At 65.6% G+C, this 24492-nt stretch carries 22 protein-coding genes; 14 read left to right on the top strand and 8 right to left on the bottom strand.

Features of this window, described 5'->3' with window-relative positions; all coding sequences use genetic code 11:
- The first annotated feature begins 285 nt into the window (after positions 1-285).
- The 9 genes from ACV7NQ_RS23400 (at position 286) to ACV7NQ_RS23360 (ending at position 9985) form a co-directional block, all read left to right on the top strand.
- Positions 286-1953, top strand: a complete 1668-nt coding sequence (locus tag ACV7NQ_RS23400) for a transposase (protein ID WP_463357683.1) — start codon at positions 286-288, stop codon at positions 1951-1953.
- Complete coding sequence (locus ACV7NQ_RS23395) at positions 1947-2858, top strand: TniB family NTP-binding protein (RefSeq protein WP_463357684.1); 912 nt, start codon at positions 1947-1949, stop codon at positions 2856-2858. Before ACV7NQ_RS23400 ends, ACV7NQ_RS23395 begins: the two co-directional genes overlap by 7 nt.
- Positions 2855-4204 carry a TniQ family protein gene (locus ACV7NQ_RS23390; protein WP_463357685.1) on the top strand — a complete coding sequence of 450 codons (1350 nt, stop codon included), beginning with the start codon at positions 2855-2857 and terminating at the stop codon, positions 4202-4204. Before ACV7NQ_RS23395 ends, ACV7NQ_RS23390 begins: the two co-directional genes overlap by 4 nt.
- A 160-nt stretch (positions 4205-4364) precedes the next feature.
- Complete coding sequence (locus ACV7NQ_RS23385; RefSeq protein ID WP_463361606.1) at positions 4365-5483, top strand: recombinase family protein; 1119 nt, start codon at positions 4365-4367, stop codon at positions 5481-5483.
- A complete protein-coding gene (locus tag ACV7NQ_RS23380) occupies positions 5484-5897 on the top strand; it encodes a hypothetical protein (RefSeq protein WP_463357687.1) in 414 nt (137 codons plus the stop codon).
- Between the two features lie 1050 nt (positions 5898-6947).
- Positions 6948-7613, top strand: a complete 666-nt coding sequence (locus ACV7NQ_RS23375) for a recombinase family protein (protein WP_463361605.1) — start codon at positions 6948-6950, stop codon at positions 7611-7613.
- A 312-nt stretch (positions 7614-7925) separates the two neighbouring features.
- Positions 7926-8552 (top strand): hypothetical protein, encoded by a 627-nt coding sequence (locus ACV7NQ_RS23370; RefSeq protein WP_463361604.1) that lies wholly within the window; start codon positions 7926-7928, stop codon positions 8550-8552.
- A 178-nt stretch (positions 8553-8730) separates the two neighbouring features.
- Entirely contained in the window at positions 8731-9183 is a 453-nt protein-coding gene (locus ACV7NQ_RS23365) for a DNA adenine methylase (protein WP_463361603.1), read from the top strand.
- 466 nt (positions 9184-9649) lie between these two features.
- Positions 9650-9985, top strand: coding sequence for a DUF3761 domain-containing protein (locus tag ACV7NQ_RS23360; protein ID WP_463361602.1), 336 nt, complete (start codon positions 9650-9652; stop codon positions 9983-9985).
- Between the two features lie 79 nt (positions 9986-10064).
- Here ACV7NQ_RS23360 and ACV7NQ_RS23355 read toward each other — a convergent pair whose 3' ends face one another.
- The gene (locus ACV7NQ_RS23355; protein ID WP_463361601.1) at positions 10065-10460 is read right to left on the bottom strand and encodes an RICIN domain-containing protein; all 396 of its coding nucleotides are present in this window, start codon (positions 10458-10460) and stop codon (positions 10065-10067) included.
- A 726-nt stretch (positions 10461-11186) separates the two neighbouring features.
- Positions 11187-11834, bottom strand: coding sequence for an alpha/beta fold hydrolase (locus ACV7NQ_RS23350; protein ID WP_463365786.1), 648 nt, complete (start codon positions 11832-11834; stop codon positions 11187-11189).
- Between the two features lie 192 nt (positions 11835-12026).
- On the opposite strand from ACV7NQ_RS23350, the gene ACV7NQ_RS23345 reads away from it, so the two are divergent.
- Positions 12027-13466, top strand: a complete 1440-nt coding sequence (locus ACV7NQ_RS23345; RefSeq protein ID WP_463358523.1) for an NF041680 family putative transposase — start codon at positions 12027-12029, stop codon at positions 13464-13466.
- A 709-nt stretch (positions 13467-14175) separates the two neighbouring features.
- Positions 14176-15717 (top strand): tyrosine-type recombinase/integrase, encoded by a 1542-nt coding sequence (locus ACV7NQ_RS23340; protein ID WP_463361600.1) that lies wholly within the window; start codon positions 14176-14178, stop codon positions 15715-15717.
- 457 nt (positions 15718-16174) lie between these two features.
- On the opposite strand, the gene ACV7NQ_RS23335 is transcribed toward ACV7NQ_RS23340, so the two are convergent.
- The gene (locus tag ACV7NQ_RS23335; RefSeq protein WP_463361599.1) at positions 16175-16510 is read right to left on the bottom strand and encodes a cupin domain-containing protein; all 336 of its coding nucleotides are present in this window, start codon (positions 16508-16510) and stop codon (positions 16175-16177) included.
- Positions 16511-16611: 101 nt separating this feature from the next.
- On the opposite strand from ACV7NQ_RS23335, the gene ACV7NQ_RS23330 reads away from it, so the two are divergent.
- Positions 16612-17517 (top strand): GlxA family transcriptional regulator, encoded by a 906-nt coding sequence (locus ACV7NQ_RS23330; RefSeq protein ID WP_463361598.1) that lies wholly within the window; start codon positions 16612-16614, stop codon positions 17515-17517.
- A 105-nt stretch (positions 17518-17622) separates the two neighbouring features.
- Here the strand turns inward: ACV7NQ_RS23330 and ACV7NQ_RS23325 are convergent, their stop codons facing one another.
- A complete protein-coding gene (locus ACV7NQ_RS23325; protein WP_463361597.1) occupies positions 17623-17745 on the bottom strand; it encodes a hypothetical protein in 123 nt (40 codons plus the stop codon).
- A gap of 989 nt (positions 17746-18734) precedes the next feature.
- Here ACV7NQ_RS23325 and ACV7NQ_RS23320 point away from each other — a divergent pair.
- A complete protein-coding gene (locus ACV7NQ_RS23320) occupies positions 18735-19076 on the top strand; it encodes an SND2/TMEM208 family protein (RefSeq protein WP_463361596.1) in 342 nt (113 codons plus the stop codon).
- A gap of 496 nt (positions 19077-19572) precedes the next feature.
- On the opposite strand, the gene ACV7NQ_RS23315 is transcribed toward ACV7NQ_RS23320, so the two are convergent.
- From ACV7NQ_RS23315 to ACV7NQ_RS23300, 4 genes are all read right to left on the bottom strand, one after another.
- Positions 19573-20085, bottom strand: a complete 513-nt coding sequence (locus ACV7NQ_RS23315; RefSeq protein ID WP_463361595.1) for a mycothiol transferase — start codon at positions 20083-20085, stop codon at positions 19573-19575.
- Between the two features lie 52 nt (positions 20086-20137).
- Positions 20138-21967, bottom strand: a complete 1830-nt coding sequence (locus tag ACV7NQ_RS23310; protein WP_463361594.1) for a hypothetical protein — start codon at positions 21965-21967, stop codon at positions 20138-20140.
- A gap of 192 nt (positions 21968-22159) precedes the next feature.
- Positions 22160-22843: a JAB domain-containing protein gene (locus tag ACV7NQ_RS23305; RefSeq protein ID WP_463361593.1), complete on the bottom strand. Its 684-nt coding sequence runs from the start codon at positions 22841-22843 to the stop codon at positions 22160-22162.
- 126 nt (positions 22844-22969) lie between these two features.
- Positions 22970-23176 (bottom strand): type II toxin-antitoxin system VapB family antitoxin, encoded by a 207-nt coding sequence (locus ACV7NQ_RS23300; RefSeq protein ID WP_463361592.1) that lies wholly within the window; start codon positions 23174-23176, stop codon positions 22970-22972.
- A gap of 260 nt (positions 23177-23436) precedes the next feature.
- Here ACV7NQ_RS23300 and ACV7NQ_RS23295 point away from each other — a divergent pair, with 260 nt between their 5' ends.
- Complete coding sequence (locus ACV7NQ_RS23295) at positions 23437-24324, top strand: phenylalanine 4-monooxygenase (RefSeq protein WP_463361591.1); 888 nt, start codon at positions 23437-23439, stop codon at positions 24322-24324.
- The last annotated feature ends 168 nt before the right edge of the window (positions 24325-24492 follow it).

Here is a 24492-nt window from a genome sequence, read left to right as displayed (position 1 = left end):
CAATTCGCGAGATGGACGGGCTGTAGGTAACCACGTCCACCACGCGAACCCGGGAAGCCGAAACCCTCGTGCTCGACATCAACAACACAGCTCCGAAGGCTCTAGATAACGATCGTTTCTTGAACACCAGCCCGGCCGAGTCGAATTGTCAATGTTCGAACTCCTCTGCACTGTTGTCCTGGGGTTCGGTTCTGTTTGCAGTGGACTTCGGACATCGGCGTGTCGCGAACTCGTCTGCACTACCGTGCTTTTCGTTCGAACTCGTGTGCACGAGAGAGCTGCGGTATGTCCGAGAATACGGCCACGGCTGTGGATCGCGGTGTGGTCACCGCGGATGAGTCGCGTTGGCAGTCTGCAGTGCGCCGGGCGGAGGTGATCGGTCGTCTCGCGCGCCACGATCGGGTGAGCGCAGCGGCTGCCGGTGAAGCCGGTGCGGAGCTGGGGTTGAAACGCCGGCAGGTGTATGCGCTGGTGAAGCGGTGGCGGGCGGGGGACGGTCTAGCCTCGGATCTGCTGCCCGGTAGGTCGAGTGGTGGTCGTGGTGGTGAGCGGCTGGGCGATGAGGTGGAAGCGATAGTGCGGAAGGTGCTGCGGGCGAGGTATCTGACGCGGCAGCGTCGTTCGGTGGCGGTTATCTGCCGCGAGATCACCCATGAATGCCGGGCCAAGGGCCTGCGGCCGCCGTCGCGGTCGGCGGTGGTGCGGCGGATCGGCCGGTTGGACCAGGTGAAGGCGATCACCGTGCGGGAGGGCTCCGACGCGGCCCGCTCACGCCGCGCGGCGGGTGGTTCCACGCCGCCGGTGGAGGGTCTGTTGGAGCGTGTGCAGATCGATCACACTCCGGCGGATGTGATCGTGGTCGATGAGCTGCACCGGTTGCCGATCGGCCGGCCGTATGTGACCGCGGCGATCGACGAGGCGTCGAAATGCGTTCCTGGGCTGGTGATCACCCTCGAAGCGCCGTCAGCGGCGTCGGTCGGGCTGTGCCTGGCGCATATGGCGATCGACAAACGGGCCTGGCTCGAACGCCTGGGGCTGGATGCGGTGTGGCCGATGAGCGGCAAACCGGCCAAGTTGTATGTCGACAACGCCAGCGAGTTCAAGAGCGAAGCCCTGCGCCGCGGCTGTGAGCAGCACGGCATCGACATCGACTACCGGCCGCCGGGCGCACCGCACTACGGCGGCATCATCGAACGCCTGGTCGGCACCATGATGCGGCTGACCCATGAGCTGCCGGGCACCACGTTCTCCAACCCAGGGGAGCGCGGCGGCTACGACAGTGACGCGAAAGCCGTGCTCACCCTGACCGAACTGCAGCGGTGGATGGCCCTGGCGGTGGCCTGCTATCACGGTGAACCGCACGACGGGCTGGGCGGTCGGCCCCCGGGCGGGGTGTGGACGGACAAGGCAGCTGAGCAGGGAACCCCGAAGACCGTGACCAACGCGACCGCGTTCTTGGTCGATTTCCTACCGGTGATCCGGAGATCTCTGACCCGCAGCGGATTTCGGCTCGACCACGTCCAATACTATTGCGACGCGCTGAAACCGCTGATCGCGCGCCGGGAACCACTGGGCAAGTTCGTCTTACGCCGCGATCCGCGCGACATCTCCCGCATCTGGGCCCTGCATCCCGACACCGGCGAATATCTGGAGGTGCCGTATCGGACGTGGTCACGGCCTGCGATCAGTGTGTGGGAGCAGACCGCGGCGGTGGCGCGGCTGCGGGAGCAGGGCCGCGGCGAGATCGACGAGAACGCGCTGTTCGCGATGGTCGAGCAGATGCGGCACATCACCGACGCCGCGACCTCGGCCAGCCGCAAGGCCCGCCGCGACGGGCAGCGCCGCCGCAACAACACCCCGCCGCGCCAGGGACCGTCTCTGGTTGCGCCGCAACCACCCGCCGACACAGCGCCCGGACCCGTGAAGCCGTTCGAGGTGATCGAGCAATGGTGAACGGTGAACCGGACCTGTCGCATCTGCACCCGTCGGCGCAGCCGATCGCTATGCTGCCGGGCGAGGAGCGGTTGCGGTATGTGCGTGGGGACCGGTGGATCGGCTACACCCGCGCCACCGAAGCCCTGACCAGGTTAGAAACGCTGCTGGACACGCCCAGTAAGCAGCGGATGCCGAATCTGCTGATCGTCGGCCTGACGAACAACGGCAAGTCGATGATCATCGAGAAGTTTTGCCGGACTCATCCGCCGGTGTCACATTCGGATCGTGAACAGATCCCGGTGCTGACGGTGCAGATGCCCTCCGAGCCGTCGGTGACCCGGTTCTACACCGCGCTACTGGCCGCCCTGGGCGCGCCGATGCGGGCCCGCGCGCCACGGTTGGCCGACCTCGAGCAGCTGGTGCTGAGCCTGCTGCGGGCTACCGGTGTCCGTGTGCTGGTGATCGATGAGCTGCACAACATCCTCGGCGGCCGCAACAGCGCGGTCCGGCGGGAGTTTCTGAACCTGTTGCGGTTCCTCGGCAACGAGCTGCGGATTCCGCTGGTCGGGGTCGGCACCAACGACGCCTATCTGGCGATCCGGTCGGACCCGCAACTGGAGAACCGGTTCGCCCCGTTCCTGCTTCCTCGGTGGCAGCCCGACGCTCAGGGGTGTGCGTTGCTGGCCAGCTTCGCCGCCGCGTTCCCGCTGCGCCGGCCCTCGGCGATCGGGACCGCGGAAATGGCCACCTATCTGCTGACTCGCAGCGAGGGCACCATCGGCGAGCTGACCGCGCTGCTGACCGATGCCGCGATCGCGGCCATCGAGTCCGGCCAGGAGGCGATCAACCAGAGCACGCTGGTGATGGCGTCCTATGCAGGGCCGACCGAACGCCGTCGGATGTTCGAACGCGAACTGGCGTGACCGCGCCATCCACGCGATGGCCGCTGCATCCGCAACCGGACCCCCTGGAGTCGCTGTCATCCTGGCTGGGGCGACTGGCCGGGATCTACCGAATGCCGGTCAAACGACTGCTCGCCGCCCTCGTGCCCGAACTATCCCCGCACCTCATCGAGGACGACCGGTGGGAGGTCCCCGAACCGTTGGCGAAAGCGCTGGTCGAGCGGACCGGAGTCGATCCCGGACACCTGAAGACAATGACGTTGGGCGGGTGGACGCCGTGGTTGCTCGACAAAGCCGGCGTGCGCGATTTCGAAGCGCAGGAAGTGTTCGACACCTACGTGCGGCAGAACTCGGTGCTGCTGCGCCCCGGCGAGGCCGGCCGCAACCATGTGACCGAGCGGCGCTGGCGCGGGCCCTGGATGCCGGGTCCCGCATACCGGCAGCGGCACTGCCCAGTCTGCGCCACCGACCCCGCGCGGCCCCAGGCGCTGGCGTGGAAACTGCCGCTGGTGACCGGGTGTGCCGAGCACGGATGCCGCCTCATCGACAACCGCGATAGGTGGAAGCTTCTTCTTCCCGAACACGAACGCCTACAACCGATCCCGGTTCCCGAACCGCTGGCAAGGCTGGACCGTCTCACCTACGAGGGCCTGGCCACCGGCCAGGTTCGCCTGCCCGGCCGCCCGATCCACGTGGCCGTGTGGCTGCGGTTGTTGCGGAGCTTGCTGGACGAGGTCAGCCTGCTCGGTCGCCGCCAGCGTACGAAGGCGCGCCTCGAACTGATCTGGCAGAGCACCGGCCGCGGGCCGCGCGGCGGGCTGAGCGCCTGGAAACCCTACGAACTGATGGACCCGCCGACGCAGGAAGCGATGCGCCACGCGGCGGCGGTCGCGCTCGACCTCGTCGCGGCGCGGCGGATCACCGCCGACGGCGAGTTCGCCTCGGCGCTGGTGACCCCGCCGCACACCCCGGTGTACGAGGGCGACAGACCGACACCGCTGGTGACCGCCTGGAGGACCGCGATCACCGAGGTGACCGCGGCGATCGACCGCGCCCGCGTAGATCCGGCGACCGCGCAGCAGTTGCTCGCGCTGGCGACCCTGTCGGTCCGGACACTGGAGCACTTCGAGCGCGAACGCGACTTTCTCGTCATCCTCGGCATCTCCACCGACTTCCTGCCCACGACGACCGAGTACGCCACACGGCTGTGCCCGATGTGCGACGACGACGTCTTCGCGGTGATCCGCAAGATGGGCATGCGCCTGGACGACCTCCCCCAGTGGATCGGCGACCGACATGGCCTGTCGGTCCAGGCTCGCGAGCGCGCACCCGACCGCCGAAACGGATCCGTTGATGTCGTCAAATGACCCTTTGAAGACATGTAGTCAGTGCGGCTTCCGCGCCGTCCGGATCATGCGGAAACGGCGCAATCGATCCAATGCGGTCCGTTCCCGATTGACGACAGGGTTTGACGACAGATAGAACGGTGAATGGAAGCTAATCGGGTCGAGGTGAAAGGGCGCTGCGATGGCCGAACTCGTCTACACACGGGTGTCCACCGACGAGCAAAGCACCGCACGCCAGACCCACCTGATCGGCGAGGCCGGTCTCGTCGACGGCGCAGACGGTGTGCAATTGTTCGCCGACCCGGCCACCTCATCGAAGATCCCCGCACTCGAACGCGACGGGTTCCGTCGGCTGGCCGGATATGCGCGCCCCGGTGACCAGCTCACCGTGTCCGAGCTGTACCGGCTGTGCCGCGACCTCGCCGACATCCTCACCGTGCGCGACTGGTGCCGGCTGCACGGGGTGAAGCTGCGGGTCCTGTCCGGGGCGCTATCGGGCATCACCGATCTTGCCGCGGCCGACGCGACCACCACCATGCTGGTCAACGTGCTGATCTCGGTCGGCCAATTCCAGCGCGACCTGCAAAACGAACTCACCCGCGAGGGCCTGGCCGCCGCCTGGGCACAAGGCGCCCGATCCGGACGCCGCCCACAGGTCGCCACGAACGGGGCGTTGGACCAGGTACGCCAGGAATTCCGCGAAGGGGCGACAATCGCTGCTCTGGCCCGCCGGCACCAGGTGAGCCGAGTTGCGATCCGCACCGCCCTCGCCGACCTTCTGCCCGGCCGCCCCGAACAACCCGCACCCGCCCGCATGGACGAACCGGGCCCGATCCGGATCGAGATCCCGGGCAAGATCGCCCGCCACCTGACCATACCGCCGACCTCGGCGAAACCGAGCGCCGCGCTCTGCAACAGAGCCGGGAGATACGACGCGGACAGGGCTACAGCCTGCACGTCACCGCGCCGCCGCACGTCCACCGGACGCTACTGGCTGCTGCCGAAACAGTCGGTGAGAGCGCGTCGGCCGCCGACCGCAAGGCATACCGGATCTACCGGGATCGACTGCACAACGCGACTACATGATGATCATGAGCGGGTGTTCGGATGTGCCCCAACATCACACGCCCGCCTGCGCCGGGACGGGCTCATGGATGCGCCTCGCCCCTGTCGGGGTGCCACAACCAACCACCACTGGGGAGGCGATCGACGCGATCGGTTGAATGTGACTCGTACGATATCTATCTCATATTTTCTAGCTTTTGTCCGCACCAGCGGGCACAGAACGAATGTGGAGTAGATGCGCACACTCACCCAGGCAGTCAGGCTGGCCTTCGCCGCGTCGGCGGTCGTCGCTGGCTCAATAGCTGTGGCCGGCCCGGCGAATGCGGTAGCGACCCCGGCCGAGGCATGCGGCAGCAACTACCACGAAATCGATCACCACGACATCCCCGGCGCACGTATCCACCTGCTCTACAACGGCACCACCGACTGCGTAGTCACGACGAAGAACAACCCCGGAACCAAAACCATGATGTTGGCTTCCATCGCGAAAGACGTAGACGGAATTTACAGCAACATCAATGACGAGGGCGAATACACTAACTACGCTGGCCCGGTGAAGGTGACCGCTCCGGGTGTCTGCATCATCTGGGGAGGCGCCTCTGATCCGGGGTGGAACGTCTGGTATTCGGAGCCTTCGCACTGCCGCTGATCGCCGCCAAGCACATTTACGGCAGGATGCCCGCAATCCCAGGGACTGGTCGCGGGCATCCCTGGCTTCCTGCAGCTACTGCAGTCTGCCCTCTTTGTAACGCATCTCTGAACTTCGCCTTGCATCCCCGAACAGGCAAGTCGGAACTGACATCCGGTGACGAATTCTACTGACATCTCACTCTGGACTGCCTGCACCAGATCCCGGCCACACCGAACCAGCCGGTTTTCACCGGTGGAACATGATGATCCGCTCTATCTCATCGACCGAGCAGGCGACGGTCGTCGCGATCTCGGCTGGGGTCTGCCTCTGCTGGTACAACGTCAGAACGCGCACGTGCAGGGCCCGGGTCGCAGCCACGGGCCGGGACTGGCAGAGCCTTCCACACCCGTGCGGATCGAACATCTGCCGGCCGCGCGCAGACCTCGCCGCGGTGTTGTGGACGGTGTGGAATCAGCCGGGCCACGCGATCCAGGCGACATCGGTTTTGTCCCGGGACGCCGCTCATATCGAACGCCATCACCGACGGCCGCCAGTCATACGTCGGATCATCGTCATCGGGTTCGGACAGATAGTCCGCAATCGGGTAGTCGTCGGCGACGTCGAGATCGACATCGAGCGCGGCGGCCAGCGCCCACCGGACGTCGCTGCACTCCATCGACAGGGCCATACCCGCAGCGTATCCACATCGACCGACATCACGAACGACCACAAACCAAGCCGAGAAAAACGTCCGGCGCTGCCGACTCGATGGCCCGCCGGGCTGCACGCACCGCAACTGCCCGAATTGACTAGTTTAACCCGCGTTTAACCCTTCTGATGGCGTGCCCGCGTTCTCGAATCACCTCGCCCACTCGGTTCTGCCGCCCACTGTCGCTGTTCGGCAGGCCCCTGAATGCGCAGTGCAGAGCACTCCGAACATCAGTGCAGACAACTTCGAACATCGACAGATTCGCCAGGACGACCGCGCTGGACCTGTGTTCAACAAACGTGTCGAAAACGGTTGGTGTTCAACAAGTCCTGTCAGACCTTTCTCGTACAGTCCGGGACATGCCCGGCCAAACCCGCACTCTCGACGTCACCGAACCGCTTGCCCTCGATGGTGATGCGCTCGATCCGATCGGCGGCGGGGGCGCTCTCGTCGGATATGGACGGGTGTCGACCAAGGGGCAGCTGCTCGACCGTCAGGTCGCCGCGCTCACCGCGGCCGGATGCCAGCGGATCTTCTCCGACAAGAAATCCGGCAAGAACGCCGAACGCGAGGAGTTGTGGGCGTGCCTGGATTACCTGCGCCCAGGCGACACTCTGGTGGTGCCGTCGCTGGATCGGCTCGGCCGCAGTCTGCAGGACCTGATCTCGATCGTGGCCGGACTTCGCAAGCGCGGCATCGGATTCCGATCACTGCACGAAGCCCTCGACACCACCACACCCGGCGGACGTCTGGTGTTCCACGTCTTCGCCGCGCTGGCGGAGTTCATCCGCGAGCTGATCGTCGACGGCACGAACGAGGGCCTGGCCGCCGCCCGCGCACGCGGGCAACGCCTCGGCCGGCCACCAGCCATGACCGTCGAGCAGATCCGCCAAGCCCTCGCCATCCTCACCCGGCCGGAGGAAACGGTGTCCTCGGTGGCGCGATTGCTTGGGGTCTCGCGCGGCACCCTCTACAAGTACGTCCCCGAGTTCCGCAGTGGTGGCCGGGTGGCCATCGAGAGCTGACCGCCGAGAACGGCTGCTAGCCAAGGACATCCATTAGGCGGCCACAGAGGGGCGACAGATGCAACTCCTAGGGGGTTGAGGGACAGTCGCCCGAGATCCGGCGCTACGGAGTCCCGGCACCCTCGGGCGAGAACATTCGCGCGGACCACATGGCGCTTCACGTGCCGCCAGGTCGCGCTACGCACTGGCGACTACGGAACTTATCTGCGATAACTCCCGCCGCATCGCTCGGATTGATAGCCAAACCGCTTAACGTGACTTTTCGCGGATCTGTTCCTCAACCCCCGACACGATGCAATACCCTTGCGCGGCATGAGCGGAGAGACCTGGGCAACGCTGGAGGCGACTTCTCTCGGGCAGCTGCGGCGTCGCGCCGCGGTCATCGGCGAATTATTCGAGAGCGAGCCGACGACGGTCGACGGCGCCGAGCGGTGCGGATGGGAGGACGGAAGCGGCCAGTCGACGGTCTGGTACTTCAGTCCGGACCACCGCGTGATGTTGCTGACGTTCCATCACGAGGAGGCCCTCAACCTCTTCTACGACGAGGGTAATTACGAACTGCAAGAACGGTTCTACAACGGCGTGCCCGAGGACCTCGTCCGGCTGGTGCGCAACCGTCCGGAGAACGGCGAATCCTTTAATCTCACGAACCCGGAGACGAAAGACACGATCCATGTCGCGAGCGGCGTCTTCTGGTACGACGGCCATCGGTGGCGCATCGCCGACGGAGTGGTCGACCATTGCCACAACGAGGGCTTGGTCCTCTTCAATGAGTGCGGGTTCGACACCTGCCTTCAGGTGTACCAGTTCGGCCAGGACTTCACTCCCGAACACGTCATCAGGGACCGGGCCTGGTTCGGCTGGTACGCGGACGATACAGAGCATCAAGCCGCGCTGGCCAACCTTCGGGAGATCGTCGCACGACACTACCGAGTGTGAGCGCTGGTCTTCTGCGGCGTTCTTGGAGCCATCGGAGCTCTTAGCGCCACTTTTCTCGCGGATGTTCCCGGACCCCCCACGACGCCACCCTCGACGCCGATATCGATGACCTCGAACGAGCCCGCCGCGTCTGGGTCAAGCTCACCCAAGGACGCAGCGGCTCACTGCGTCCCACCGGTTGGCGCCATGCCCGCACCGCCGCCGCGGGTCTGCTCGGCTGACCGGTTACAGCGACCGCATCGGCCCGGCCGCGCACCGCCTGCGCAACGTGTCCCTGGAATGCAGGCCAGCCCTCGATGTGCTGCGCGACTACGAGCAGGGACCGCGGTCGCATCGGACGCTGATCTATCTCGATCCGCCTTACCCCGGCAATACCCGCGTCCGGAACTACCGTCTCGAGGCGACTACGGCGGCCGCGCACACCGCTCTGGCCGAACAAGCCCGGGCCTGCGCATCGACCGTCGTGGTTTCCGGGTACGCCTGCGAGCTCTACGACCGCCAGCTGTACCCGGACTGGTACCGCTACGAACTCACCGCGTTCACTACCCAGGGCAACGGCAGCCACGAACGCACCGAAGTGCTGTGGTCCAACCGGCCTCTGCACCAACAACTCTCGATGGGATCCCGGTAGTAATCGCCGAAAAAACAACGGATATAGGCGTTGTCGCCGGTCAGCGACGGTGTATCGCTAACCCCCGAAGGGTCGACTTTGCCGCGTACACGGCATGCGTTACAGGCTCGAACTGCGGAAACACGTTGGGGCTGACAGTGTCTCGCGAACGAAGGTCTGCGGACACACCTGTTGCGGACTCGCATCGGATGCTGGCTTCTCGCGACCCATTGGACTGAGCCTGGAGCATCAACAAGTCGCCATCGCTGCTGGTCCAGCCAACTTCGTTGTTTTTCGCGCGATTACTACCGGAACCCCAGGTTGCGCCGCCCGGCGGTGAGTAGCTCCGATACCGGTCCGTTTATTACCCACGGCCCCCTAATCGAAGTGGAATGTGGACAACCGGGGATGGGTTCTACGCTCGCTTCGGCTTCTGTGCTGGAGCTTCCTCCGGCCGAGAGTTGAACTGTTGCAGGGAGTCTCACAAATGAACAGCTACGCGGGCCGCCACAGCGGCGTTACCGGAATGCGCAGACCGCCGGCCCGTCGAGTCGCACTTGCGACCTGGTTGTTCGCCGCCGGCGTGGGTCTGGCTTCGGCCCTGGCCCCGCAAGCCACCGCTGCCCCGGCCCTGATCGCCTGCGGCGCAGGCGAATATGAAAACGTTGACCACGACTGCGTCCCGCGCCCGGAGCAGGCTCCCGCCGCCCCCGACGGGGCAACAGCCCAGTGCAAGGACGGTACCTACAGCTTCAGCCGACACCGCACAGGCACCTGCTCGAATCACGGCGGTGTCGCCCGCTGGTTGGTCGCCCTGCCGTAACCGTCGGTGAGAAACGACTGAATTCCGTTGGTGGACTTGGCGGGTTCCACCAAGTCCACCAACCGTCTAGCTTTTGCCGCTAGGACTCCCACAGGCGTAGGCCCGTCGATCCATCAGCCTGATCGACGAAGACCCAGGCCTCAGCCATGATGCTCTGTGTCGGCACGATCTCGACCGTGCGATGCACAGGAGGCGGCGTGAATTGCATCCCGCCTTTCATCACTCCGTGTGTCGTGTCGTAGAAGAGGCGGATGAACCGGCCGTCGCGCGCGGTATTGAAGGAAAAACTCTGATCCGCCTGGCCGCTATACGGCCTGACACTCACCCCACCGGCGACGGTAGCGCTCAGCGCGACACCGTAGTACTTGTGGCGGATGCCCTTGGATCCGTCTGCCTGCGCGACGATGTCGAAGCTCTGATCCTGGGTGCCGTCGTACTGCCTGATATGAACGAAACCACCGGAACTCACCGACAAGACCCAATCTGACGCTGGCACTTCCCCACCTCCAAGCGCTCGGTCGAACGACAGCAGAGCTGATCTCCCGCAATCGAGTAAACCATGATCACCAGGGGCTGTACGACGGATCGCTTTACGACGAAGCTCAACAAACGGCGTGGTCTACGAATCCGATGGCCATCTCACGCGCCGCGCGGGGCAGTTCCCACCTTCTGCGCCTGGACGACACCACCGACACCGAGATGCCAGGCGATACCAACAGATCGAACCATCCTGCGCTGCATGAGAACTGACCGCCGCTGGTGAGATGTGAACCTTACTGGCGGTCAGACGCCAGCTCGACCCGCTCCGGACGGTGTCCGTAGTCGGGCCGGACCACCAGCTGGTAGCCGCCCAGTACGCCCCTGCTCTCGACGATGAGCGCCACCACAGGGCCCTCGCCGCTCCTGGACAGTCTCAACGCCCGCGGCGGCCAGACGCTGCGGGAACTGTGCAACCGGCCTGGACATGGCCTGGCAGTCCGTCAGCAAGCACCTGGCGGTCCTGGAGCAGGCCACCCTGGTCACCGCGGAGGGGGCGGGGCCGGGTGTGGTGGCCCGGCAACCGGTGGACCTGGGAGTACCGCGCCGCGCTCGTAGTCGTCGCGCTGCCCTCGGATCCGGACGTCAGGTAGCGCTCACTCGCTCCGCGCATTGTGTCAGGCCACGCCGAGGACATCGCGCTCGACCGTGCCGAAGCGGGGACTCAGCCCACGTCGGCGAGGAACTGGGCGAGGAGATCTGCGAAGTTCTCCGGGGCTTCGACGTGGGGAGCATGCCCGACGCCGGGAAGCACCTGGACGGCTCCGCGCCACAGCGTCGGTATGATCAGGCTCCGCAGGTATCCGAGGTTGATCAGCTGATCGTGCTCGCCGTGCAGCACGGCGAGCGGCCGCTGCAGCTGGGCGAGGATCTCTACCTCGTCGGCCAGCCGGCCCGCCTGGATGCTGGTGAACAGGTGGGCGCGCGCCGCGCCGTCGGTGCGGAGGATGTCCTCGACGAACTCGTCGGTCGACAGCTTCGATCCCGGGGCCAGGAAGCTTCCGGCGTAGGTCCGCGCCTCTTCGGCGTCGACTTCGGCCTTGAACCCCACGGCCATGGCCGGATTCGGTAGGAAGCCCTGCGCCAGATCCGCCGGGCCGGCGACCGGTGGTGTGCCGAACAGGACGAAACCGGCCGCCTCGGGCAGTGCAGGCGCCGCCTCGAGAACGATGTGCCCGCCCAGGCTCCAGCCGACCACCACCGCGTCCTCGGCGGCTATCGCCTTGGCGAAGTCCGCGAGCACAGCGACGTACTCGGGTGCGGAGTAGAGCTCGGGATCCTCGGCGGCAGTCGAGTCGCCATGACCCGGCAGATCTAAGCTTGATTTTTAACCTCCGGGTCACTGCCCGCCGACCGTCCGGGTCGGTGTTGGAGCGGTTCGATCATCGAAACGTGTTGCTGCCGTGTTGATTTAGGGACGAATTTCGGCGTGTCGCCGTGACATGGAGCGGCCACCGCATCATCATCGTCGGGTTCCCGCTAAAGAGCCTGATGAGAAGTTGTGGTGGCCGTGCCTGTCAGTGTGCCCGAAGTATTTCGTCCGGTCGAGTCGGCGCGCCCGTCGGGACCGGAATCGCTTGCCGCGTTCCGCAATTCGTTCTATGAAAGCCTGACCGCGCGCGCCGACGCGCTGTTCGAACTCACCGACGCGGTGCTGTGCGACGACGGACCGGTCACCACGCTGGTCGGACTGTGTCTGACCGGGGAATATCGACGCGGCCACGGCGCCCTCTACGACGGTCTGAACGCCGGAAGTATCGACATCGCCCGGCTCCGGCGCGCGATCACCGCCACGACCACGGTCGGGCGAGACGACGAAGGTGCGATCATGCTGGCCGTCGATGCCAGTCCGTGGCTGCGTCCCGACGCGGCGACCAGCCCCGATCGATCGTTCTGCCATGTCTATGGCCGTGGCAGGGGGCAAGCGCAGATGATCCCGGGCTGGCTGTTCTCCTACGTCGCCGCGCTGGAGCCCGGCCGGACCTCTTGGACCACGATCCTCGACGCGATACGGCTGCACCCCGACGACGACGCGACCGAGGTCACCGCCGCCCAGATCCGGGAAGTCGTGCAACGCCTGCAAGCCGCCGACCTCCATGTTCCCGGCGACCCGCACATCAAGATCGTGTTCGATGCGGGCTACGACATCACATGCCTGGCATACGAGCTCGCGGATCTGCCCGTGGTCCTGATCGGGCGAATACGCTCCGACCGCGTCCTGGCCTTCCCCGCCGAACCCCGTGCGGGCAAGAGGGGCCGTCCCGCCAAGCACGGCCCCGACTTCGCGTTGTCCGACACCGGGACCCATCCCGAGCCCGCTGTCGTCACCACCACCGACACCGACCGCTACGGCGCCGTGCGTGCGACGGCATGGAACCGTCTGCACCCCAAACTCGCCCGCCGAGGATCCTGGGCCTACCACGACGGGGAACTGCCGATCATCGAGGGCGTCGTCATCGGGCTTCGGGTGGACCGGCTACCCGGCGACCGCAACCCGAAACCACTGTGGCTATGGTGTTCGCAACCCGACATCGCCGACCCCGCCATTATCGACCGAATCTGGCGAACCTTCCTGCGGCGCTTCGACATCGAGCACACCTTCCGGTTCCTGAAACAGACCCTCGGGTGGACCAAGCCGCGTATCCGCGACTCCGCCGCCGCCGACCGCTGGACCTGGCTCATCATCGCCGCACACACCCAACTCCGCCTCGCCCGAGGACTCACCGAAGACCTCCGCCACCCCTGGGAGAGAAAACCAACCAGCCCCAGCCGCCTCACCCCAGCCCGCGTCCGCAGGGGATTTCGCCACCTCCGCCCGACAACCGCTCTTCCGGCCCGCGCGCCGAAACCCTCACGGCCGGGTCCCGGACGCCCGCCCGGCGCAAAAAACATCCGACGCGCACCACACCAGGCGGTCGGTAAGACCACCACGGCTGCCAGTTAGAGGTTAAAAATCAAGCTAAGGCCAGGCAACGGAAGCGTTCCCCGAAGCTGCTGGTCAGCAGCGGGCGCCAGACGCGGCTCGAGGACGAGTTCCCATGGACGAGGATCACGGGGTGCCCGGTTCCCTCTGATGCCCGGAAGGCAATTTCCCGGCCTGCGAGGACGATTCGGTGTTCGTTCATGGGTTTCCTCTGTACTCGGAGCAGCAGTTTTCCGGTTGCCGTGGCGGACGTCCGAGACGGCGCACACATTCGCATCGCCCGCCCGGCGAGCGGACCAATGCTGCCATGCGCACGGCACGACCGCCAACGCTGCCGGGGCGCTCGACTCGGGTGGGCGATGTCGTGTGACGGTCGCTCGAGGCACATCTAGAATTCCACCAGAGCATGCACGCAGGAACATTTCTGCACTCGCCGGTGTCGGCACGTGGGGTCCAGATTCGAGAAAAGTCACGGTAACGAGTAACCGCAGGTAAGAGCCCATTATCTGCGGTAGCAACGCTGCTGCACTGGTTGAACGGCACTCTGCTGGGCAGGTGACTCCGCGAATTATCTGCGGTAGAGCACGCCCCGGCCGCCCTGCTCAGTCATAGCGAAACCGCTTAACGTGACTTTTCTCGAATCTGGACCCCACACCCCGTCTTTCCCAGCTATCGGTTCCTGGCTCGATATTCGCGAGCCAGCCACACCCTCTACAGCAACGTCCGAGCGGTGCTGCGGCCCGACCTGTTCGCGGTCGTCGAGTCGCGCGCCACCGAGATCGAGGGCACCCGGCGGCGCGATACCGCCGTCGCAGCCGTCACCAAGCTGGTTCTGCACACGGGCCGGGATCTGGACCAGCTCACCGCGGTGGATCTGCTCACCTACCGATCCTGGCACCTGCGCCACACCGACAGCGGCCGGGGAATCGTGCTGGGATGGATGCTGCTGCGCGGGGTCGCGGACCTCGAGGGACACATCGGCCTGACTGACCCGCTGCGCCATGGTCAGCGACCGACTCACGAGTTGGTCGACTACTACGGCATCAAGAACACCGAAGTGCGGCGGGTGCTGATCCGATATCTCGACGAACGGCGACCAGCCCTGGACTACCAGACCTTCACCAATCTCGTTCCCCGGCTTGCCAACCTGTTCTGGGCCGACATCGAGAAGCACCATCCCGAGGTCGAAACCCTGCACCTGCCCGATGAGGTCGCCGCGGCATGGAAGCAACGGCTGCGCACCTGTGTCCAGCCGGGCCGTCGTCGTTCCGACATCGATTACGTCGGCACGTTGATGACCGTTCGCGCCTTCTATCGGGATCTGCAGGAGTGGGCGATCCAGGACCCGTCATGGGCGCAATGGAGTTACCCAAGCCCGATCCGCAAAAGCGAATTGGCTGGTCAGGCGACGAAAGCGCAGAAGAACATCATTGCGGCTACGCATCAGCGCATCCGTGAGCGATTGCCACACCTGCCCGTTCTGGTCGACTCCGCTGAACGGCACCGAGCCGAGCAGGCAGCCCTGCTCGCGGCGGTCAGGGCCACTCCGATCGGAGAGACATTCGAGCACGCCGGACGCGGTTACCGCCACCGGATCCCCAAGAGCTACACCCAGCCCGGCCGCCGCGGCGATACTCCGCCCGACCAGGTCGAAGACCTCGTCACCGGTGAAGTCATCGATGTCGGCAGGATCGAGCACGAGGCGTTCTGGGCATGGGCGGTCATCGAGACCTTGCGGCACACCGGCATCCGGGTCGAGGAACTTCTCGAGCTCACCCACCTCGGCCTGGTCTCCTACAAGCTGCCGAAGACCGGTGAAGTCGTCCCGATGCTTCAGATCGTGCCGTCGAAATGTGATGAGGAGCGGTTGCTGCTGGTCGCTCCCGAACTCGCCAGCGTTCTCGCCACGATCATCACGCGCCTCCGCAGCGAGAACGGCGGCGCTGTTCCCCTGACTGCTCGATACGACCCATACGAACGCGAATCCCTGCCGCCGCTGCCGCACCTGTTTCAGCACCGCCATGGCGGGATCTGGAAAGTCCCCAGCGCAGCCACGATTCGCAACCTGCTCGATAAGGCACTGGCCCACACTGGTCTCACCGACGCCGGCGGCCAGCCGCTGCGCTACACACCCCACGACTTCCGCAGGCTCTGGGCCACCGACTCCGTCACCAACGGCCTGCCGATCCACATCGCAGCAAAGCTGATGGGCCACCAGGATCTGAACACCACCCAGACCTACGTCGCAGTCTTCAACGAGGAACTCGTCTGATCCTACCGGGCCTTCCTCTCAACACGCCGCGCACAGCGACCCGAAGCGGAATACCGAGAACCCACCGACCAGGAATGGAACGACTTCCAACAACACTTCGAACACCGAAAGCTGGAGCTGGGCACCTGCGGACGCCCATACGGAAGTCCCTGCCAGCATGAACACGCCTGCCTCAGATGCCCGAGCCTCCGCGTTGACCTGCGTGCTCGCGATCGGCTCGCCGAGATAGCGGCCAACCTACGTGACCGCATCGCCGAAGCCCGCGCGAACGGCTGGACCAGCGAGGTCGAGGGTCTGCAAGTCAGCCTCAACGCTGCCGCGGCGAAGATCGCGGCCCTCGACCGGATGCGCGCACGCGAAATGGGAACAAGCACGATAACCAACCTCGGGATCCCCGTCATCAGCCACACGTGACCATGAGGAGAGGACGCGATAGAGCCGACCCCGTTGGGTCTAGCTAGCCCTCCGGGTAGAAGAGGAACAGCGTGCAGCCCGTCGTGGATGCGGGCACGTGCCACGATCCGACCGGGGCGTGCAGGAACGTCCCAGCCGGGTAGTCCCGCGCTCCGTCGTTGAATATCCCGTCGACCACGTAGACCTCCTCCGGGCCGGGCTCGTGGACGTCGCGGTGCGGCCACGACGTGCCCGGGTCCATCTCCAGTACGTTGGCGTGCGCGCCGCTTGGTCCCTTCCAGAGCGGACGTAGCCGGATACCGGGGAAGATCTCGCGGACGGGGGATTCGGTGACGGAGACGGAGGTGTAGCCCTCTTGGGCGAGGATCTCGGGGTGCATGTCTCCCACGGTGCCGTGCGCGATCGCGTCGAGACAGTGTCGAGAAAGACGTCATAGGGTACTTTTCTGCCATGCATCGCGTGGTGGCCTTGGTGCGGCCGGTGCAGTCGACGTTCGAACTCGGCTGCGCCGCCGAGGTCTTCGGTACGGTGCGTGCCGGGGTCCCGCAGCACTACGAGTTCGAGGTGTGCACGGAGACACCCGGCCCGGTGCCGACATCGGCCGGGTACTCGATGGCCGTGACGCGGGGCCTTTCGGCGCTCGCGGCTGCGGACACTGTGCTCATCCCGGGCTGGGCGCCAGTGGAGGCGCCGCTGTCGGCCCGCGTGCGCCGTGCGCTGCTGCGGGCACACGACCGTGGGGCGCGGCTTGTCACGATCTGCTCCGGGGTGTTCGCCCTGGCCCGCACGGGATTGTTGGACGGCCGCTCGGCCACGACACACTGGGCGCGCGCCGAGCAGCTGCGGCAGGAGTTCCCCTGGATACGTGTGGAGCCGGACGTTCTCTATGTGGACCACGGCGACGTCGCCACGAGCGCCGGGGCGGGAGCGGGTATCGACCTGTGCCTGCACCTCGTCCGACAGGACCACGGGGCCGCGCATGCTGCACTCGTCGCGCGCCACATGGTGATGCCACCGCACCGCGACAGCGGCCAGGCACAGTACGTGCCACCCCCGCCGCCTGCGGATGCGCTGGACGGCCTCCTCGAATGGGCTGGCGCACACCTTGCGACACCGCTGTCGGTGGGCGACATGGCCGCGCACCTCACCGTCTCGCCCCGCACACTGGCACGGCGCTTCACCTACCAACTCAACACGAGCCCGGGAGCGTGGCTGCTGTCCCGCCGGATCGCTGCGGCACGCATCCTTCTGGAGGAGACAGACCTGCCGGTGGAAGCGATCGCGGCCCGCGTTGGACTCACCTCGGCGGTCAACCTGCGCCGCCGCTTCCGCGCTCAGGTGGGCACGACCCCGGGCGCCTACCGGCGAGCGTTCAGGGTCTCGTGACCGACGCAGATCCATGCGTTCCGGGTCTCCGCCCGTCATCAGCGGCCTGCCCACAACAGCTAGTCCGGAGAACATTTGTGTGTCGAAAACCGGACTTTGGCGAGGTCAGAGCAGCATGAGAAGGAAGAAGGCTATCAACACGGGCGGCACCAGCCACAGCCATCGCAAATCCAGCAGCTGCGGGATCTCGAGCCGCCCCTGTTTCTCCAGCTCGCGTAAGTGCCGCATCGTGCGCATCTGCCCAGGGGTGATCGGGCGAGGTTCCGGAGGCCGGCGGGGGCACGTCGAGGTGTAGTGCCATGTGTCCAGGCACCACGGATTCGTGCACATGTACCGAAGCATCGACTCCCCCGATCGTGTGGTCTGCTCGGCCCAGGGTACGGACACGGCGGTCAGCTGGCGTGGCACAGCGGGATCTGCCTTGCGGATTCGACGCAGCGTGACGCCGGATAGCGGGTACCCGCGACAGTCCGAAGCTCCACAGCCGCAGGTCAATCACTCACCACCGCAACATAAATCCGAACACACCAACACCTCGCACCCACAAACAACATCAACACTCCACCACCACAACAACTGTCCGTTCCGCCTGAATCTTTCGGACCGCATCCGGCTGACCTGCGACCCGAAAGATTGGTCGAACAGTCCAGCCGGGCAGGTGTTCGGATCTACCTTGCGGATTCGGTGCGGCGGCAGCGGCTCGCTTGGGTTGATCGGCCCCGGCGAGCTTGAGCCGTCGCCTGTCACCCACCTGTCTCTCCCCGCAATCTGGGGGCGAGGAACGGGACTGCCGAATCCGGTGCTAGCAAGTTACTGCAGATAAGGCGCGTTCTCCGTGCAGGTGATCATTGCATCTGATCGAGCATGTCGGAGAACGCTGCCTTGAGCCGCAGCGCTTTTTTGATCTCGTCACCGGTGACGTAGGGGTACTCGCCGTACTCGAGGAAACTCGGAACGTGGTGCTCTCGGACGAATCGGACGAACGCCTCCGGGTTTTCCTTCCAGTCCTCGGGGAGGTCACGTTTTGGTAACGCCTACGTGTTCCTTTCCTTGCGCTGTAGGCGAGGTTCCCTCGCCACGCCACGCCCACCAAACTGTCGATAGCTGATCGATAGCTGATCGTGGTTTTTGCTGCTTGTGGTGCTTTTCCGGGCTGTCCACTCCCCGCTGCATCGCGACACGAATTTGCTCGCCAACGACGACGTTTGGAGGACGTCATGGCCGCCAGAGATTCTGTCAATCCACTAGCCACCGATAGCCCAACCGTCACTGCCCGGAACTCGAATGCCAGCTCTCCATCACCGCACCTGGCCCGCAACGATGAGGACCTCGCGCCGCTGGGTGTGCCCGCGCTGGTGGTGGGCGTCATGCTGATCTGCGCCGGGCTGGCCGCGCTGCTGCCGTTGAGGAACTGGGCCCGCGACTATGGCCTGGTCCTGGTCATCCCCGCCTACATCCTGCACATGAGCCTCGCGGGAGCGCTGGGCATGTGGGGTATGCGCACGATCCGCAAGCTGCACGCCACCAAGCAGCGACCGGACGAGTCCAAGAATCTCTAAAACGATCAATCCTTGACACCACCGAGAGCGCCCACCTGCTCGGCGACCTCAGCAGTTCGGTTGGAAGGGGTAGCGCTGAATGGGCACACCGAGTTCATCATCGCTGGGAGCCTGCCCGAGATGACTTCTGATGCCGGGCAGGTTCCCATTCCGGCCTGCTGGTCGACACGGCTGGCGAAGCGGGCGGCGTGTTGGAGCGCGAGCTCAGCTCAGGGAGCACCGGGGTCCACTGGTACAGGCCCTGCCGGACAGGTCTCGCCCCGCACATCCGGGCGTTCGGATGCGAACCCCAGACCTCCCGAGTCGTGAGCTTGATCCGGATGAGTTGATCGATGGACTCGCGTCGGTGACGAGCCGGACCAGATGGCAGATAAGCGGGGCCTACGAAGCTTGGGTTCGCGTTGATGCTGCGGTTCTATACCGAGCGTGGCCGGAGTGCTGAATCGGACGCGCCGTGACATGCGCGGTCGGCGCGCCAGTCCGGGGAAAGGGCAATTTATCGGCGGCGCAGGAGGACTCCACGGATGAAGGCGGCTTGGCCTGAGTGCTGAATATCGTCATCGATGACGCTGATCAGCCTGACCGCCAGCGTGACCGGGGGATCCCAGCGGATGTCGACGATCCGGGGCAGGTCGGCGTCGGTGAGCGCGGAGACGTAACCGATGGTCTGCGCATGTACCGCGTCGTGGTAACCGAGCAGCAGATCCGCCGGAACCTCGCCGAGCGCAGCCACGTCCGCAGAGCCGTGAGCGTACCCGGTTGCCGCGTCGTCGAACGGCAAGTCGAAGCGTTTCACCCAGCCCGCCGCTGTCCATACCTGCTCAACCCCTGCCACGTCCGCGACGTGATCGTCCTGCACCCTGGTCAGGTGCCAGATCAGCCAGGCGATGGAGTTGGCTCCCGGATCGATGCGAGCCGCCAGCTCATCCTGGGTTAGGCCCGCTACGGCACGGTGCACGTTTTCCCGAATCCGGCCGAAGGCGTCGACCAACAATTCAGCGCTCGTCATGACCTCATGAAATCACGCGACGGGCGGTCGTTATTCCCATATCTGTCACCGGCTAGTTGTCGTAGGACGCGACGCCGACCGGACCGGACCCGACGCACACGTCGAGTCCTGGTGTGCGAGAAACGATCCGAAGTGCGGATCCGCTGCCGACAAGCCGAACGAACGCCGTGTTCAGGCCTTGCCGCACCGGAGCTTCCACGGTTTCACCATGTTCGAAGGCAATCGCGATCCGACCGTCCCGATTCGCGAGGTAGTTGAGCTGCGCCGTCCATTCGTGCTCGAGCATGGGGCCGTCCAGGATGAGTCGAACCGGCTCGCCACCGTGGAATCGGTAGCCGCAGTCGGGCTCCGGTCCGGGGTTGATGCGTCGGTTCCACCAGACCTTCGCCTCGACGATTTCACCGGTATCAGTGATCATCCGCAGGTGCGGCGTCGAGTCGGCGAACGTGCCGGGCGGGGCGACGGGTGACAGCACCCGGCTGGTCGAATTCTGCGGGTATGCCAGCGGATTCAGGACATCCCACGGCACCTCCTGCTCGAGTAGCGGCGCGCCGTCCCACTCCTCGAGCGCCGACTTCGCGTTCGTGACATAGGTTCTGGTCGGGCTTGCGCTCCAGGATCGCACGAAGGTGTAGGTGGACCACAGGCTGCTCACGACAAAAATAGCCATCAGCGCGACCGCGGCCCGCGGGCCAGGAAGCCGCGCGGTTCGCCGGTCGCGCGGGCGGGCACGCAGCAGCAGCGTGCCCGCCGCAGTCAGCATCACTCCCACATCGGCGAGATAACGCAGCGACTGCATGAGTTCCACCGCGGTATTCGGCCCGCCTCGGACCAGTGCCACAGGCAGCTGAGCGGCCACCACGTACGTGGCGGCCAACAGCCAGACCAACCAGACCCGGCGCCGGGCGCGGATCGACAGCACCGCGAGCGCAGCCGCCGCGATCCATGCCGCCCCCACCGCCCAACTGGGCGGCACCGCCCACGGTGTCGACGGCATCCACCGCTCCCAGTTCCACGGCCCGCCGAGCAGTGTGGGCACGACGCCGAGCGATGTCGCGCTGGGCAGCAATTCGCGCACGTCCTCCGGGCCGTTGTACACGGCCGAAACACCCACCACCGCGAGATACCCGACCAGCCAACTCAGCAACACAACGCCCGATCCGATCCACAGTCGCGAACCACGCCGCACCACCACTCGAACCGCGGCCTCGCGCCCGTCGATGTAATGGGTGAGTGCCGCAATGGCAAACGCGACAAAGGGAATGATCACCGACTTCTCGAAGAAGAGCAGCGCCACCGCCAGCACGGCGATGCCGGAGAGTGCGTATCGACGCCGACCGCTGCGCACCAGTAACACCGCATCGCCGATCACCCAGGCGAGACCGAATTGCAGCGGCAGCGCATTCAGCGCGGCCGACCACCATGAGAACGCCGGTAGCGTCACCGGAGAGAACAGAAAGAAGATCAGCGGGACAAGAATCGTCCACCGGGCGCCCAGCAGCACGATCAACATACGCAGCACCGCCACCGACACCCCGAGCTGCATCACCAGCAGCGAAATCACCGGGCCCGCCCACACCAGTGGCGCCACCGCGGTCACGACCCACGCTGTGACGAATGCGAGCGGCATGAAATGGCCGTCATGGTTGTACAGCAGCAGATCCGTGGAGAACAGCGGATACCTACCTGCGCGACCAACCAGGATGAGGTCGTCCCAGTAGAAGTAACCGCTGCCGGCAACCCAGCCACGAATCGCCAGCTGCAGCACGATGAAGCACCCCGCCACGACGACGACCGGCCGCACATTCTCTATCCGCTGCGGCGACCGCGCCTGCCGCTGGATGGACACGACCTGCAGTGGGGCGGCCGCAGCGGTGTCCATGGCACCTCACCCTAGCGGCGGCCAGGCAGCCGCCGCTTCGAAGATCCGGCAACCGAGTCTGTGCTGCTGATGCGAGCGGTCGGCAACGGACTGGTAAACACTCGGTTCAGCCCGGACGGTGCCCTCGAGCAACCCGCTACCACCAGGCGTGGGAGGTCCTGACGACGAGCGCGAACCCGAATTATCTTCTCGTCAATCGCAGTTCCGGGTGAGCGCCGGAACACTCGCCCACAACTCTCCCGCGATCACCACGTGATCCAGGAATCGCAAGCCGACGGTCGTGGCGGCTTCGGTGAGCAACGTCGTGGCACGCCGGTCGTCGAAGCTGGGGGTCGGGTCGCCGGAGGGGTGGTTGTGGATCAGCGCGAAGGAACGGCCGTCGTGGCGTAGGACGGTATTGAGGATTTCGCGGACCGGCACAGCGACATAGTCGATGGCCCCCTCGGCGACGAATACCTTCTGCCGCAAGCGATTCTGAGCATCGCAGACGAGGACGAGGAGGCGCTCGACACGGGCGCCCGCGAACAGCGGGTGGGCGACGCGGACGACATCGGCGGCGCCGTCCAACCGGAGGGCGGTCTCGGGACTGGTACGCGCCCGCGAGCCGAGATGGAAGGCGGCGATGATTGCCGCGGCTTTCGCCACGCCCACTCCGGTGCGGCGGGACAGTTCCTCCGGACGCGCTCTCGCCAGCCCGGCCAGTCCGCCGTGTGCGGCAAGTAGGTCGGCGGCCATTTCCAGGGCGCTCTCGCCCCGTCGTCCTTGGCGCAGCAGCAATGCCAGCAATTCGCCGTCGCTGAGCGCGTGCGGGCCGAGTGCGAGTAGTCGCTCTCGCGGCCGTTGGCCAATGGGCAGGTTGGCGATCGGTACCGACATCGTTCCCCCTCGAATGCGGTGAAGACTTCGGATCATGCCACCGCCCACCGACACGTCGCACGGCCGTCGGTTACCTGGCCACGGCGACCGATCCGGCCGACCGGCGATCACTCGAGCGCACTGTGACTAACCGTCTGCCATGGTGATGACTTCCGGACCGGGGAGGGCGCACAGCACACCTGCGGCCAGTTTCTCCAGGTGGTGAAGCTGGCGCTCGTGCACCACAATTCGACGCAGCGCCTCGTTGACGGTGGCGTTATTGGATGAGGTGCCCATGATGGACGCGGCCGCTGCCAACAACTTCTGGTCGAGATCGATCCGCACGGTTCTCATGCGTCCTCCTTCATACATTCGCCATCTTGCGTCATGAACGTGGCCCATGTCCGGCAAATCGCCCAGAGTCACTCCCTGCCGTCCTGGCCGAGCCCAGTCCCGCACAGCGCCGATCCAGCGACCCCACTGCTGATCAGATCGACCCGCCGGAATCGCCCGCAGCGCCGGGAAGTGCGCGGAAATACCCGCCTAGCTTGGCATTTTGCACAGTTGGAGAAGCATTTGTTGTCGGCGGGCCCTGGCAGTGCTTGCCTGGACGTATGTTCACCGAAGCTCAGCTGTACTCGCCCGTCACCCGTAGCGGCGATGGCGACGTGACCGTGCACCTGAGCGACGAGCACCCCGGCGTGCACGACCCGGACTACCAGGCCCGCCGCAACGGCATCGCCGCGCGGGCGCTGGACTACCGACCGGGTAAACCGGTGCCGCGCGTCGATTACACCGACGAAGAACAGCAGGTGTGGCGCATCGTATCCGCCGAGCTCGCACGCAAACATCAGAAGTATGCGTGCGCGGAAGTACTCACGGCCTCGGCCCGGCTCGCGCTGCCGAACGATCACATCCCACAACTCGACGAGGTCTCCGCGGCGCTGACTCCGCTGACCGGATTCCGCTATGCCCCCGCCGCCGGCCTGGTGCCGCTGCGCGAGTTCTTCGGCTCGTTCACCAACCGAATCTTCCACTCCACCCAGTACATTCGGCACCACTCCGCACCCCTCTACACGCCGGAGCCGGACGTCATCCATGAGGTCATCGGCCACGCCAACCAGATCGCCAGCCCGCGCTTCGCCGCGATCTACGAGACGGTCGGCGCGGCCGTCGCTCGGCTCAGCACCGAGGCCGCGCTGAAGTTCCTCGCCGACGTGTTCTGGTTCTCGCTGGAGTTCGGCGTGGTCCGCGAACACGGCGAAGTCCATTGCTACGGTGCGGGATTGCTGTCGTCCTACGGCGAGATCGAGGAGTTCCGCCATGTCGAGCTGCGCCCGCTCGATGTGGTCGCGATGGGCACCGCCACCTATGACATCACCCACTACCAGCCCGTGTTGTATTGCGCCGAATCGGTTTCCGAGATCGAGGACGTGATCGGCACCTTCTTCGCGACTATGGACGACGACACCCCGCTGCGCGCGGCGGCACATACGCGCTGAAAAACCACGGTAGCTTCGCCAGGATCGGCAGCTACAACATCCTGATCGGCGACAACCCGTATACGACGTCGGTTCCGAAACGTTCGAATCCTCGCACGAGACAACAAGCTGCTCGGTCCGCTCGCCCACGGCTGCCCGGTGACGAAGACCGCGTAGTTCCGAACGCGG

This window comes from Nocardia sp. Tas62D01 (genome assembly GCF_055232035.1).
Note: the sequence above shows the minus strand (reverse complement) of the source record. Positions and strands in the feature narration are given on the sequence as shown.

Coding starts and splice junctions, on each gene's coding strand:
- ACV7NQ_RS23400 (WP_463357683.1), top strand. CDS start 286: ATGTCCGAGAATACGGCCACGGCTGTGGATCGCGGTGTGGTCACCGCG.
- ACV7NQ_RS23395 (WP_463357684.1), top strand. CDS start 1,947: ATGGTGAACGGTGAACCGGACCTGTCGCATCTGCACCCGTCGGCGCAG.
- ACV7NQ_RS23385 (WP_463361606.1), top strand. CDS start 4,365: ATGGCCGAACTCGTCTACACACGGGTGTCCACCGACGAGCAAAGCACC.
- ACV7NQ_RS23380 (WP_463357687.1), top strand. CDS start 5,484: ATGCGCACACTCACCCAGGCAGTCAGGCTGGCCTTCGCCGCGTCGGCG.
- ACV7NQ_RS23375 (WP_463361605.1), top strand. CDS start 6,948: ATGCCCGGCCAAACCCGCACTCTCGACGTCACCGAACCGCTTGCCCTC.
- ACV7NQ_RS23370 (WP_463361604.1), top strand. CDS start 7,926: ATGAGCGGAGAGACCTGGGCAACGCTGGAGGCGACTTCTCTCGGGCAG.
- ACV7NQ_RS23360 (WP_463361602.1), top strand. CDS start 9,650: ATGAACAGCTACGCGGGCCGCCACAGCGGCGTTACCGGAATGCGCAGA.
- ACV7NQ_RS23335 (WP_463361599.1), bottom strand. CDS start 16,510: ATGCACCCCGAGATCCTCGCCCAAGAGGGCTACACCTCCGTCTCCGTC.
- ACV7NQ_RS23325 (WP_463361597.1), bottom strand. CDS start 17,745: ATGCGGCACTTACGCGAGCTGGAGAAACAGGGGCGGCTCGAGATCCCG.
- ACV7NQ_RS23320 (WP_463361596.1), top strand. CDS start 18,735: ATGGCCGCCAGAGATTCTGTCAATCCACTAGCCACCGATAGCCCAACC.
- ACV7NQ_RS23315 (WP_463361595.1), bottom strand. CDS start 20,085: ATGACGAGCGCTGAATTGTTGGTCGACGCCTTCGGCCGGATTCGGGAA.
- ACV7NQ_RS23310 (WP_463361594.1), bottom strand. CDS start 21,967: ATGGACACCGCTGCGGCCGCCCCACTGCAGGTCGTGTCCATCCAGCGG.
- ACV7NQ_RS23305 (WP_463361593.1), bottom strand. CDS start 22,843: ATGTCGGTACCGATCGCCAACCTGCCCATTGGCCAACGGCCGCGAGAG.
- ACV7NQ_RS23300 (WP_463361592.1), bottom strand. CDS start 23,176: ATGAGAACCGTGCGGATCGATCTCGACCAGAAGTTGTTGGCAGCGGCC.
- ACV7NQ_RS23295 (WP_463361591.1), top strand. CDS start 23,437: ATGTTCACCGAAGCTCAGCTGTACTCGCCCGTCACCCGTAGCGGCGAT.